Source organism: Streptomyces sp. MS19, assembly GCF_047200595.1.
Taxonomy (GTDB): Bacteria; Actinomycetota; Actinomycetes; order Streptomycetales; family Streptomycetaceae; genus Streptomyces.
Genome location: NZ_JBJZOH010000003.1, coordinates 158,089 through 170,586 on the forward strand (window position 1 = coordinate 158,089; position 12,498 = coordinate 170,586).

General features: G+C 73.4%; 13 protein-coding genes and 1 riboswitch. Of the genes, 8 read left to right on the forward strand and 5 right to left on the reverse strand.

Annotation, left to right across the window (positions count from 1 at the left end; all coding sequences use genetic code 11):
- Positions 1-2 precede the first annotated feature (2 nt).
- The gene (locus tag ACL02R_RS04800) at positions 3-1,208 is read left to right on the forward strand and encodes a serine hydrolase domain-containing protein (RefSeq protein WP_412795575.1); all 1,206 of its coding nucleotides are present in this window, start codon (positions 3-5) and stop codon (positions 1,206-1,208) included.
- A gap of 169 nt (positions 1,209-1,377) precedes the next feature.
- Here ACL02R_RS04800 and ACL02R_RS04805 read toward each other — a convergent pair whose 3' ends face one another.
- The 3 genes from ACL02R_RS04805 to ACL02R_RS04815 all read right to left on the reverse strand — a co-directional run bounded on the left by ACL02R_RS04805 (position 1,378) and on the right by ACL02R_RS04815 (position 4,816).
- Positions 1,378-1,947 (reverse strand): maleylpyruvate isomerase N-terminal domain-containing protein, encoded by a 570-nt coding sequence (locus ACL02R_RS04805; protein WP_412795576.1) that lies wholly within the window; start codon positions 1,945-1,947, stop codon positions 1,378-1,380.
- Between the two features lie 191 nt (positions 1,948-2,138).
- A complete protein-coding gene (locus ACL02R_RS04810; RefSeq protein WP_412795577.1) occupies positions 2,139-3,566 on the reverse strand; it encodes an alpha,alpha-trehalose-phosphate synthase (UDP-forming) in 1,428 nt (475 codons plus the stop codon).
- Between the two features lie 284 nt (positions 3,567-3,850).
- Positions 3,851-4,816: a glucosyl-3-phosphoglycerate synthase gene (locus ACL02R_RS04815; protein ID WP_412795578.1), complete on the reverse strand. Its 966-nt coding sequence runs from the start codon at positions 4,814-4,816 to the stop codon at positions 3,851-3,853.
- A gap of 208 nt (positions 4,817-5,024) precedes the next feature.
- Positions 5,025-5,164: riboswitch (SAM riboswitch) on the forward strand.
- Between the two features lie 18 nt (positions 5,165-5,182).
- Here ACL02R_RS04815 and thrC point away from each other — a divergent pair.
- The 5 genes from thrC (at position 5,183) to ACL02R_RS04840 (ending at position 10,255) form a co-directional block, all read left to right on the forward strand.
- A complete protein-coding gene (gene thrC, locus ACL02R_RS04820) occupies positions 5,183-6,472 on the forward strand; it encodes a threonine synthase (RefSeq protein ID WP_412795579.1) in 1,290 nt (429 codons plus the stop codon).
- On the forward strand, positions 6,469-6,747 hold the full coding sequence (locus tag ACL02R_RS04825) for a MoaD/ThiS family protein (protein WP_412795580.1): 279 nt from the start codon (positions 6,469-6,471) through the stop codon (positions 6,745-6,747). Before thrC ends, ACL02R_RS04825 begins: the two co-directional genes overlap by 4 nt.
- Positions 6,748-7,226: 479 nt before the next feature.
- Positions 7,227-7,430, forward strand: a complete 204-nt coding sequence (locus ACL02R_RS04830; RefSeq protein ID WP_362961383.1) for a cold-shock protein — start codon at positions 7,227-7,229, stop codon at positions 7,428-7,430.
- Positions 7,431-7,702: 272 nt separating this feature from the next.
- Positions 7,703-9,331: a chaperonin GroEL gene (gene groL / locus ACL02R_RS04835; RefSeq protein ID WP_412795581.1), complete on the forward strand. Its 1,629-nt coding sequence runs from the start codon at positions 7,703-7,705 to the stop codon at positions 9,329-9,331.
- Positions 9,332-9,478: 147 nt separating this feature from the next.
- The gene (locus ACL02R_RS04840; RefSeq protein WP_412795582.1) at positions 9,479-10,255 is read left to right on the forward strand and encodes a hypothetical protein; all 777 of its coding nucleotides are present in this window, start codon (positions 9,479-9,481) and stop codon (positions 10,253-10,255) included.
- Between the two features lie 7 nt (positions 10,256-10,262).
- On the opposite strand, the gene ACL02R_RS04845 is transcribed toward ACL02R_RS04840, so the two are convergent.
- The gene (locus ACL02R_RS04845) at positions 10,263-11,045 is read right to left on the reverse strand and encodes a helix-turn-helix domain-containing protein (protein WP_412795583.1); all 783 of its coding nucleotides are present in this window, start codon (positions 11,043-11,045) and stop codon (positions 10,263-10,265) included.
- Between the two features lie 87 nt (positions 11,046-11,132).
- Here ACL02R_RS04845 and ACL02R_RS04850 point away from each other — a divergent pair, with 87 nt between their 5' ends.
- Positions 11,133-11,507: a nuclear transport factor 2 family protein gene (locus ACL02R_RS04850; RefSeq protein WP_412795584.1), complete on the forward strand. Its 375-nt coding sequence runs from the start codon at positions 11,133-11,135 to the stop codon at positions 11,505-11,507.
- Entirely contained in the window at positions 11,504-11,827 is a 324-nt protein-coding gene (locus ACL02R_RS04855; protein ID WP_412795585.1) for a DUF1330 domain-containing protein, read from the forward strand. The genes ACL02R_RS04850 and ACL02R_RS04855 overlap by 4 nt, the downstream gene beginning before the upstream one ends.
- 12 nt (positions 11,828-11,839) lie before the next feature.
- Here the strand turns inward: ACL02R_RS04855 and ACL02R_RS04860 are convergent, their stop codons facing one another.
- Entirely contained in the window at positions 11,840-12,427 is a 588-nt protein-coding gene (locus tag ACL02R_RS04860) for a phosphotransferase family protein (RefSeq protein ID WP_412795586.1), read from the reverse strand.
- Between the last annotated feature and the right edge of the window lie 71 nt (positions 12,428-12,498).

The window sequence follows — 12,498 nt, forward strand, 5'->3', positions numbered from 1 at the left end:
GCATGAACGGAGCACGGAAGAACACGGCGGTACGGGCCACCCTGGCGGCGGCGGTGGCCCTCGGCGCCCTCGCCCTCGCCGGCGGCGCGAGCCCCGGCGCCGCCGACGAGCACGGCCACGGCCACGGCGGCAGGCTGCAACGGGACGCCGAGGCGGTGCGGGACGCCGGGGCCACCGGCCTCGTCGCCGCCGCCACCGGTACCTCGGGCCGCGCACGCAGCGCCGCCGCGGGCGTCACGGACCTGGACGACCCGCGCCCGGTCCCGCACGACGCGTACTACCGCATCGGCAGCGACACCAAGACGTTCACCGCCGCCGTGGTCCTCCAGCTCGCCGGCGAGGGGCGCCTCGCGCTGACCGACACGGTCGAACGGTGGCTGCCAGGCGTCGTCACCGGCAACGGCAACGACGGCTCACGCGTCACCGTCCGCGACCTCCTCCGGCACACCAGCGGCATCACCAACTACACCGACATCCTCTACGCCGACCCCGCCGACCTCACCCCCGAGGCGTACCTCGCCGACCGCTTCCGGGGCCGCACGCCCGAGGAGCAGGTCGCACTCGCCATGATGCGCGCCCCCGGCTGGCTCCCGGAAACGGGCGAGACGCGCTGGGCGTACTCCAACACCAACTACATCCTCGCCGGGATGATCGTCGAGAAGGCCACCGGCCACCCCTGGGCCCAGGAGGTGCACGAGCGGATCATCGCCCCGCTCGGCCTGCGCCACACCATCACGGCCGCCACCTCCGCGTACGTCCCGGAGCCGACCGCGACGGCCTACCTCCAGTTCCCCGGGCAGGAGGAGCTGACCGACACGACGCTGATGGTCGACGGCGGCGCGGACGGCGGGATCATCAGCACCGCCGCCGACATGACCGCCTTCCACCGCGCCCTGCTGGACGGCACGCTCCTCGGCCCGCGCGAGCTGGCGGCGATGCGGGAGACCGTTCCCGCGCCCGGTTTCTCTGCGGTGTCCGGCACGCGGTACGGGCTCGGCATCGCGTGGCGCCCGGCGCGCGGCTGCGCGGACGGCGTGTGGTTCCACGGCGGCACGTCGTTCGGCACGGCGTCGGACGGCGGGGTGACGGACGACGGGAGCGCGGCCGTCGCGGTGGGGACGTACACGCTGAGCTTCGCCGACGCGGAGGGCCAGGAGGCACGCAACACGGCGACCCGCCGCCTCACCGACCACGCGCTGTGCGGTTAGGCCGTGTCGTTCGGGTCTTGGCGGATCGGTCCGCGTCGTCGGGCGCCGTGCGTCGCGAGGCTCCGGATCGCCACGCGTACCGGGCGCGCGCCAGGCAACGATCCGAACGACACGGCCTGGGCCAGGGTCTGGTCCTGTGACCGGGAACGCGCGCCGGGAGACGGCCCGATCAGTCCGGTCGTGCCGCTTCCCATCGCCATGAGGCGGGGCGGGGGCGGCCGTCGAGGTCTCCGCGGCCGGTGCACCAGAGGAGCACCTGTGTGGGGTCTCCGTGCGGGGCGGCGGGGAGGAGACGGCGGAGTACTGCCGCGCTCAGCGGTGCCGGCGGCAGCCAGTCCACGGACAGTCCCCGCGTGATGTCGTGGGTGTGCAGGAGGGTTTCGGCGACGCCCATCGCCGCGAACCCCTCGGGGTCGCACGGGCCCCAGTGCCAGGCCCTCAGGGCCGGGTCGGCGGTGGCCAGGGCGCTGCTGAGCAGTCCGCCGCAGGCGGTGACGACGCGGAGCACCTCGGCCGGCGAGGCGGCGGGGCGGACGCCCAGGTCGAAGGGAAGGTAGGCGTCGGTGGGCTGTGCCGCCAACTGGCCTGCGTACGCGAGCAGATCGTGGCCGATGTGTGCCGCTGTCTGCCGGCAGGTCCAGTCGAGCGGCCCCGCCGGGACCGTCCAGTCCTCGGCGGTATGGGGGCCCAGCACGCGCAGCATCTCCGCCACAGCGGCGTCGACGTCCCGGTGGTCCACGCGAAGCTCCTCGTGGTGCGTGTGCTGCACGGCCAGGCCGTCGGCGTTCCCCAGACCGTGTCCAGGCCGAGTCCAGGCCGTGTCGTTCGGATTTTGCCTGGCACGCGCCCGGTACGCGTGGCGATCCGGCGCCTCGCGACGCACGGCGTCCGACGACGCGGACCGATCCGCCACGATCCGGACGACACGGCCTAGTCCTCGCGCAGGGCCGCCAGCTGGTCCAGGAACCAGGCGGACGGCGGCAGCGCGGTCGCCGCGTCCGCCAGCCGCTTCGTCCTCGCCTCGCGTTCGTCGGGCGCCATCGTCAGCGCGCGGTGCAGGGCGTCGGCCGTCCCCGCGATGTCGTACGGGTTGACCAGCAGCGCGTCCTCGCCCAGCTCCGCCGCCGCCCCCGCCTCGCGGGACAGGACCAGCGCCACGCCCTGCTCGGAGACGACGGGGACCTCCTTGGCGACGAGGTTCATGCCGTCGCGGATCGGGTTCACCAGCGCGACGTCCGCCATGCGGTAGGCGGCGAGCGAGCGGGCGAAGTCGTCCTTCACGTGGAGCACCACCGGCGTCCAGTCGCCCGCGCCGAACTCCGCGTTGATCCCGTCCGCGACGCGCGCCACCTCCGCCGTGTAGTCGCGGTAGACCGCCAGGTCCTGCCGCGACGGGTAGGCGAACGCCACGTGCGACACGCGCCCGCGCCACTCCGGCCGGTCCGTGAGCAGCCGCCGGAACGCGTGCAGGCCGCGCACGATGTTCTTCGACAGCTCGGTACGGTCCACGCGCACCACCGTCCGCCGGTCGCCGACCTGCGCGCGCAGCGCCGCGAGCCGTTCGTCCACGTCGGGGCGGAAGGCGCGTTCCCGCAGGAAGTCCGCGTCGGCGCCGAGGCCGTGCACGCCGAGCCGCGTCGTGCGGCCCTCGTACGTCACCGTGCCGTCGCCGACCGCCGCGCCCAGCAGGTCCGCGCAGCAGGCGGCGAACGCGTCGGCCCAGCGCCGCGTCAGGAACGCCGCCCGGTCCGCGCCCAGGATGCCCAGCAGCACCTGCCGCCCGATCGCGTCGGGCAGCAGCCGGAAGAGGTCCGGCGGCGCCCAGGGGGTGTGCGAGAAGTGGCCGATCCGCAGGTCGGGGCGCCGCTCGCGCAGCAGCCCGGGGACGAGCGAGAGGTGGTAGTCCTGCACGAGCACGGCCGCGCCCGGCTCCGCGTCGGCGGCGAGCGCGTCGGCGAAGGCGGCGCTGTACGCCTCGAAGCCGGACCACTGCCGCTCGAAGCCGGTGTCGAAGACCGGCTCAAGCGGGGTCTGGTACAGCAGGTGGTGCACGAACCACAGCACGGAGTTGGCGACGCCGTTGTACGCGGCGTCGAACGTGTCGGCCGGGATGTCCAGCATCCGCACGGCCTGGCCGCCGGTGTCCGCCAGAGGGAGCCGTCCGCCGTCCCGCGCCGCCGCGGCGCGGTCGCCGTCGCCGAGTGCCGCGCAGACCCAGGTGCCCGCCTCGGGGCCGAGGGCGCTGAGGCCCGAGACGAGACCGCCGCCGCCGCGCCGCGCGCCGAGGGAACCGTCGTCGGCCACGCTGTAGCTCACCGGGCCCCGGTTCGATGCGACGAGGACCTGCTCGGTGGTCATCGGGACTCCCTGGTCGGGCGGACTGTGCCGGCTGTCGGGCGGACTGTGCCGACTGCCGGGCGGACTGTGCCGGTGGGAAGCGGACCGGCGGGCGCGACCGACTGTACGGCGCCGTCCGCTGCGGAGCGTGACGGCTCTTCGGCGGCCTGCCGTGACGGGCGGGCGGTCCGTCCGGTTCCCGGGGGCGGCGCTGCCCCCGTCGCGAAATGCTGTCCGACCGCGCGGCCGGTGAAACGTGTCACCCGTCACACCGCCCGCGCGGCGGCGCGCGCGTACGGCCCGGGTCAGGCCGCCTGCCGCGCCGCGTACTCCGGGACCCCGCACATCGGCGGGCGCTCGTCCGCGTCGATCGGGTGCGTCCGCGGGCTGAAGCCGCCCGCCTCCGTCCGCTCGAACTGGGTGAGCCCCACCCGCCGGGGCAGGACCGTGCCGGGCAGCCTGCTCTGCGCCGTCCGCATGATGGCGGTGGCCATGCGGCCGAGCGCCTGCCCGTCCTGGTGGCGGTGCTTGCGCACCCCGACGTCGACCTGGCCGACCGCGTCGAGGCCCGCGACGTGCAGCGTGTCGATCAGCAGGCCCAGCTCGACGCCGTACCCGACGGGGAACGGCAGCTGTTCCAGCAGCGACCTGCGCGCCGCGTACTCCCCGCCGAGCGGCTGCACCACACCGGCCAGCTGCGGCCAGTGCAGGTTCAGCAGCGGGCGGGCGACCAGCTCGGTGACGCGGCCGCCCTGGTGGGCGCCGTTCGGTTTGTCGCCGAGCGGCCGGTCGTACATCGCCTTGACCAGCTGCACGTCGGGCTCGGTGAGCAGCGGGCCGAGGATGCCGGAGACGAACCGCGAGTCGAAGTCCTTCAGGTCGGCGTCCACGAAGGCGACGATCTCGCCGCTCGCCGCGAGCAGCGAGCGCCAGAGCACCTCGCCCTTGCCGGGCACGGTGGGTATGCGCGGCAGGATCTCGTCGCGGTGGACGACCTTCGCGCCCGCCGCGGCCGCGACCTCGGAGGTGCGGTCGGTGGACCCGGAGTCCACCACGAGCAGCTCGTCGATCAGGGGCACGTCCTCCATGAGGTCGCGCCGGAGTGCTTCCACGATGGCACCGACGGTCCCCTCCTCGTTCAGCGCGGGGAGGACCACGCTGATGCTCCCTGCCGCGCCCGCTGTCCGCTTCGCGTGCAACAGCTGCGGCAGCGGGCGGTCAGCGGCGGTCCAGGATCGGCGGTGCAGCCATTCCTCTGCCTCTACCAGCACGAATGTCGCTCCTGTTCGCGTTCGGCCACTTTTACTCCGTATGGCCGTATCTGCCCCTTCCTGGGGTGCCCCAACCCGCTCGGCCACCTGATTTTGCCCTGTGTCTCGCGGACCGGACGGCCCGAGCCATTGTCGGTGCCGTCCGTTACGATCGCGGACAGCGCAGGTGTCCTCCGGATATCGGGGCCCCGCGCAGACAATCGCATACCGCTCATCCAGAGGGGCAGAGGGAACGGCCCGTTGAAGCCCCGGCAACCCTTCCGCCGGTTCCGTGTCCGTACGCGGGGCTCCCGGTGGGGAAGGTGCCAATTCCGTCCTGTGGCGAGAGACGCCCGGGGAAGATGAGGAGAAGGGGCTCCCGCACCCATGTCCGTGCTGACCGCAGCCGACCAGTCACCCGCCGCCACTGTCGATCTCGGCCCCGCCGTGGCGCTCTCCTGCCGCGAGTGCGGCGAGCGTTTCCCGCTCAGCCCGAGCTTCGCCTGTGAGTCCTGTTTCGGCCCCCTGGAGATCGCCTACGACCTCCCCACGGGGGACCCCGAGGGCCTGCGCCGCCGCATCGAGGCCGGGCCGAAGAGCATCTGGCGTTACGCTCCGCTGCTGCCCGTGCCCGCGGACGTCGCCGACAAGCCCAACCTGAACCCCGGCTTCACCCAGCTCGTGAAGGCCGACCGGCTCGCCACCGAGCTGGGCGTGACCGGCGGCCTGTACGTGAAGGACGACTCGGGCAACCCGACGCACTCCTTCAAGGACCGCGTCGTCGCGAACGCCGTCGAGGCCGCCCGCGCCTTCGGCTTCACCACGCTCTCCTGCTCCTCCACCGGCAACCTGGCGGGCGCCGTCGGCGCGGCCGCCGCCCGCGCCGGCCTGCGGTCCTGCGTGTTCATCCCGCACGACCTGGAGGAGGGCAAGGTCGTCATGGCGGCGGTCTACGGCGGCGACGTCGTGGCCATCGAGGGCAACTACGACGACGTGAATCGTTTCTGTAGCGAACTGATCGGCGACCCGGCCGGAGAGGGCTGGGGCTTCACCAACGTCAACCTGCGGCCGTACTACGCCGAGGGCTCGAAGACCCTGGCGTTCGAGATCTGCGAGCAGCTCGGCTGGCGGCTGCCGGACCAGATCGTCATCCCGATCGCCTCCGGCTCCCAGCTGACCAAGATCGACAAGGGGCTCAGGGAGCTGATCGAGACGGGCCTGGTCGAGGACCGGCCCTACCGGATCTTCGGCGCCCAGGCCGCGGGCTGCTCCCCGGTCTCGCGCGCCTGGCGCGAGGGCCACGACGTGGTGCGGCCGGTGCGGCCCGACACGATCGCCAAGTCCCTCGCCATCGGCAACCCGGCGGACGGCCCGTACGTCCTGGACATCGCGCGGCGGACGGGCGGCGCGGTCGAGGACGTCACGGACGCCGAGATCGTGGACGCCATCAAGCTGCTGGCCAGGACCGAGGGCATCTTCACGGAGACGGCGGGCGGCGTGACGCTCGGCGTGACCCGCAAGCTGATCGAGGCGGGCGCGCTCGACCCCTCGCTGACCACCGTCGTCGTGAACACCGGCGACGGCCTGAAGACCCTGGACGCGGTGGCCCCGACCACCGGTCCTACCGCGACCATCCGTCCGAACCTGGACGCCTTCCGAGAGGCTGGGCTGGCATGAGCGTCACCGTCCGTATCCCCACGATCCTGCGCACGTACACCGGCGGCGCGTCCGAGGTGACCGCCGAGGGCGGCACGCTGGAGGAGGTCCTCGCCGACCTCGACCGCAGCCACCAGGGCATCGCGGGGCGCGTGCTGGACGACCAGGGCAAGCTGCGGCGCTTCGTGAACGTCTACGTGAACGACGACGACGTGCGGTTCGCCGAGGGCCTGGCCACGCCGACGCCGGACGGCGCGGGCGTCTCGATCATCCCGGCCGTCGCCGGCGGCTGCTGACCCCCGCCGGGGGCGCGCGCCGTCGCGCGCTCCCGGCGCGTCCGGCGAGCACGTCCGAAAACGCACCGTCCAGGTGCCCCCGCCGCCCCGGAACCGCGTGTTCCGGGGCGGTCGCGTGTCACGGGAACGCTAAAGTGGCGAGCGCCGCCCGCCCCCGCCCGTGCCGGGCGCATATGAATTCGCGACACATCGCGCAAATCTCGTGCCGAAAATTGGTGCACCAATTGTCGGGTTGGCACTTTTGGGCCCGGGGGGATGGTCCAACTACCTTCCCCTGTGCGGCGTTTGCCCGGATCGTGGTCTCAAGAAATCTCCCTCGAATGGCCTGTTGCGCTGGGCGTCCGTGCAGATACATTCAGCGGCGGTCACGCGTTCCGGCGCACACCCCCACACGGCCGGGGGGTGGGGTCTGACAGGTCTGACCCGGGCCCGCGGAGTGCGGTCTCGTGAATGGGCCGGCACAAATGGGGAGTTAGGAAATGGCTCAGGGCACCGTCAAGTGGTTCAACGCGGAGAAGGGCTACGGCTTCATCGCGGTAGACGGTGGTGCGGACGTGTTCGTCCACTACAGCGCGATCCAGATGGACGGCTACCGCACTCTGGAAGAAGGACAGCGGGTCGAGTTCGAGATCTCTCAGGGTCAGAAGGGTCCTCAGGCCGACATGGTCCGGGTGACCGTCTGAACCGCCGACCGCACCGCGAGCGCCACGACCAGGGCCCGCATCCCGGACAGGGGTGCGGGCCCTGGTGCGTGTCACCCCCCAGGGGGTTTGCACTCGCCGGGGGAGAGTGCTAATCATGGGGTTAGCACTCTAGAGGTGAGAGTGACAGCAAGGACCGGTTCGGTGAGGTCCGGCGGCCAGGCGGGGCAAGGAACCGCGGGCCCTGGGCCGTCCGTCGCGGGCACCAGCGCGGTCCGGCGCAATCCACCCCTGTTCTGGGAGGACCACTTCACATGGCCAAGATCATCGCGTTCAACGAGGAGGCGCGGCGCGGCCTTGAGCGCGGGATGAACCAGCTCGCCGACGCCGTCAAGGTCACGCTCGGCCCCAAGGGCCGGAACGTCGTGCTGGAGAAGAAGTGGGGCGCCCCCACCATCACCAACGACGGTGTGTCGATCGCCAAGGAGATCGAGCTTGAGGACGCCTACGAGAAGATCGGCGCCGAGCTCGTCAAGGAGGTCGCCAAGAAGACGGACGACGTGGCCGGTGACGGCACGACCACGGCGACCGTGCTGGCCCAGGCGCTCGTCCGCGAGGGCCTGCGCAACGTCGCGGCGGGCGCCAACCCGATGGCCCTGAAGCGGGGCATCGAGGCCGCCGTGGAGAAGGTCTCCGAGGCCCTGCTCGGCCAGGCCAAGGAGGTCGAGACCAAGGAGCAGATCGCCTCCACCGCCTCCATCTCGGCCGGTGACACGCAGATCGGCGAGCTGATCGCCGAGGCGATGGACAAGGTCGGCAAGGAAGGCGTCATCACCGTCGAGGAGTCCCAGACCTTCGGTCTTGAGCTGGAGCTCACCGAGGGCATGCGCTTCGACAAGGGCTACATCTCCGCCTACTTCGCGACCGACATGGAGCGCATGGAGGCCGAGCTGGAGGACCCGTACATCCTCATCGTCAACTCCAAGATCAGCAACGTGAAGGACCTCCTTCCGCTGCTGGAGAAGGTCATGCAGTCGGGCAAGCCCCTGCTGATCATCGCCGAGGACGTCGAGGGCGAGGCCCTGTCCACCCTGGTGGTCAACAAGATCCGCGGCACCTTCAAGTCCGTCGCGGTCAAGGCCCCCGGCTTCGGCGACCGCCGCAAGGCCATGCTCGGCGACATCGCCATCCTCACCGGTGGCCAGGTCATCTCCGAGGAGGTCGGCCTCAAGCTGGAGAACGCGACCCTCGACCTGCTCGGCCGCGCCCGCAAGGTCGTCATCACCAAGGACGAGACCACCATCGTCGACGGTGCCGGCGACAGCGACCAGGTCCAGGGCCGGGTCAACCAGATCCGCGCCGAGATCGAGAACTCGGACTCGGACTACGACCGCGAGAAGCTCCAGGAGCGCCTGGCGAAGCTGGCCGGCGGCGTGGCCGTCATCAAGGCCGGTGCCGCCACCGAGGTCGAGCTGAAGGAGCGCAAGCACCGCATCGAGGACGCGGTGCGCAACGCCAAGGCCGCCGTCGAGGAGGGCATCGTCGCCGGTGGCGGCGTGGCCCTGCTCCAGGCCGCCTCGGTCTTCGAGAAGCTGGACCTGACGGGTGACGAGGCCACCGGTGCCGCCGCTGTGAAGCTGGCCCTGGAGGCCCCGCTGAAGCAGATCGCGGTCAACGCCGGCCTTGAGGGCGGCGTCGTCGTCGAGAAGGTGCGCAACCTGACCCCGGGCCACGGCCTCAACGCCGCGACCGGCGAGTACGTGGACCTGCTGGCCGAGGGCATCATCGACCCGGCCAAGGTCACGCGCTCCGCGTTGCAGAACGCCGCCTCCATCGCCGCGCTGTTCCTCACCACCGAGGCCGTCATCGCGGACAAGCCGGAGAAGGCCGCCGCGGGCGCCGGTGCCGACGCCGCGGGCATGGGCGGGGGCATGGACTTCTGAGAAGTCCCCTCCACCGGCTCGCACAGCACCGGCTCGCACAGCCGCGCTGACGAGGGCCCGTTCCGGGTGGCGCACGCCGCCCGGGGCGGGCCCTCGCCGCGTCCTGGCGTGGCCGCCGCTGTCGGTGCCGCCGCGTAGTCTGCCCGGGTGACGGACGAACGCGACGCCGCCGTGCCAGGTGCCGTACCCGAAGCGGACCCCTTCGACCTCGCGGGCGACGTGGCCGCCGCGCTGCGGGACAGGACGGCCGCCTGGACGTTCCTCGACCGCTTCACGCGCGAGTGGGCGCCCGTGCTCCCGGTGGACCACCAGCCGGGCTGGGACGCGTACGTGATGGACACCGCCGCCGCGCGCCTCGGCGTCCCGCTGCCCGCCGCCCTGCGCGAGGGCTACGCGCTGCTCGGCGGCCGGGAGGACCTGACGGGCGAGGTGACGGCCGTCCTGGTGCCGCCGGGCGAACTGCGGCTGCACGACGGCGTCGGCGCCGGTGACGACGCGGGCGTCCTCGTCCTCCACCGCGACGGCACCCCGGACGCGGCGCTCGGCATCCGCGTCGCCGACCTCGACCAGGACGACCCGCCGGTCGTCGAGGGCGGCGAGCAGGACGGCTGGCATCCGTACCTCGACCGGGTGTCCACCGCGTTCCTCGACCTCGTGCTCTGGCAGTGGGTGACCACCTGGCCCGACGCGCACCATGACGTGCTGCTCGACCCCGACGACCCCGCGCGGACCGCCCTCGACACCCACTGCACGCCGCTCGCCCTCGCCCACCCCGGCGGGCGGTACTACCTGGCGGGCGAGGACACGCTGCTGTGCACGGCCGGGTCGCGCGTCGTCCTGGCGGCGGCCCGCAGCCCCGCCGGGCTCGACGCCGCGCGGGCCCTGCTGCCCGGCACGTGGCAGCGGGCGGCCGACGCCCTCTGACGTGCGGTCAGCCGCCGCCACCCGCCAGTGCGGCGGCGGTGGCCGCGTCGGCCGGGAGGAACGCCTCGATGCTCAGCTCGGCCGCCGTCAGGTCGAGCGCGGTGCCGAAGGTCGTGACCATCGTGACGAACGCCAGCGGCCCGGCGTCCGACGCCACCCGCAGCGTCACCGCCACCTCCTGCGGCCCCGCCGGGTGCGCCGTGCCGCCCGGGTAGGCCGCCAGTTCGTCGTGCAGCTCCCGCAGCACCGCCGAGCCGCTCGACGCCGCCTCCCTCGCCAGGCCGGTCAGCACGTGGTGCCGCCACTCGCCGAGGTTCAGGATGCGCGGCGCCAGGCCCTCCGGGTGGAGGCTGAGGCGCAGCGCGTTGGGCCGCTCCAGCAGGTGCGGGGCGACGCCGTCGGTGAGCCGGGCGACGCCCGCGTTGGCCCGCAGGATGTTCCACCCCCGGTCCACGACGAGGCCGGGGTACGGCTCGTACGCCGCCAGCACGCGGTCGATCCCGGCGCTGAACGGCGCGAGGTCCGGGTCGTCGAGCGTCCGCTCCCCGTACACCGGCGCGAACCCGGCGGCGACCAGCAGCCCGTTCTGCTCGCGCGGCGGGACCTCCAGCGTCTCGGCGAGCCGCAGCACCATCTCGCGGCTGGGCCGGGAGCGGCCGGTCTCCAGGAAGCTGAGGTGCCGGGCGGAGATGCCCGCCTCCAGGGACAGGTCGAGCTGGCTGACGCGGCGGCGCGTGCGCCACTCGCGCAGCAGGGGGCCCACCGGGGCGGGCGCGGAGACGGTGGTCATGCGGCCAGACTCGCACGCGGCGCGTGGCGGCGGCCATGACCTCCGGGGTAATTGCCGCCCCTACCCGCCCCGGCGAAGCTCGTGGCCATGACGAACCACATGACGAACTACTCCGGCATCGCCGAGACCTACCTGTCCCTATGGAACGCGACGGACCCCGCCGCCCGCCTGGCGCTGCTGGAGAAGTCCTGGGCCCCACAGGGCCGTTACACCGACCCGCTGGCCGACGCGGCGGGCCCCGAGGCCATCAGCGCGACCATCGGCGCGGTGCAGGAGCAGTTCCCCGGCCTCGTCTTCACGCTCGTCGGCGAGGTGGACGGCCACCACGCGCAGGCCCGCTTCCGGTGGGGCCTCGGCCCGGCGGGGGAGGAGCCGCTGGTGATCGGCTTCGACGTGGTGACGCTGGACGGCGACGGGCGCCTCGTGGACGTGCTCGGCTTCCTCGACAAGGTCCCGGCGTGACGGCCTACGCGGTCGCCCTGCTGCGCGCCGCCGGGCCGCAGGAGGGGGTCGTCCGCTACCTGGAGGGCATCGACGCGACGCTCGCGCCCTTCGGCGGGCGCTACCTCGTCCACGGCGATCCGCCGACGGTGCTGGAGGGCGAGTGGCCGGGGGACCTGGTCGTGATCGCCTTCCCCGACCGTGCGCGGGCCGAGGCGTGGTACGCGTCGGACGCCTACCGGGAGATCCTGCCGCTGCGGCGGTCCGGCGTGGCGGGACCCGTCGTGCTGATCGACGGGGTCCCGCCCGGCCACCGGGCCACCGACATCCTCACGCGGTGACGGGGCGGGGCGTCACCGCGCGCCGCGCCCACTCCAGGCGCTCCGGCGGGTAGGCGCGGGGCACGCCATCCGCGTGCGGGCCGGGGCGTCGAAGTCCGTACGGCCGCCCTCCGCCGCGTACCCGGCGAGCAGGTCCGCGTCGGGTACGGGCGGGGACAGCAGGGTGAGGGACGCGAAGTCGGCCGGCGGGTCGCCCCAGGACATGCGCTCGCCGTCGATGACGGCCCCGACGCGGCCCCGGTGCAGCAGGATGTCGCCTTTCCCCAGGTCGAGGTGGACGAGCGCGGGCGTCGTCACCTCGTCCAGGGCGGGGGCCGCGGCGTCGGCGAGGTCGCGGACGCGGGCGGGGGCACGGGCAGCGCGGCGCCGTACCGCTCGGCGTCGGGCGCCCGGGTAGCCGAAGCGTGGGCCCGTCACGCGGTGGAGCCTGGCGACGGTGGCGCCGAGTCCGCGGCGGAGCGCGGCCCGTTCGCCCGGCGTCAGGCCGTGGCCCGCCTCGGCCCAGGAGGTGCCGGGGCACTCGGTCATCAGCAGGAAGCCCTCGCCCGCCGCGCGGAAGAAGGCGGCCTCGCCGGTGAGGAGGCCGCGTTCGTAGGTCATCGCGGGGGTGTGCGGCAGCTTGAAGGACGAGGTGGGTGCCGTCGGTCAGCGCTCGCACGCGGCGACCGTGC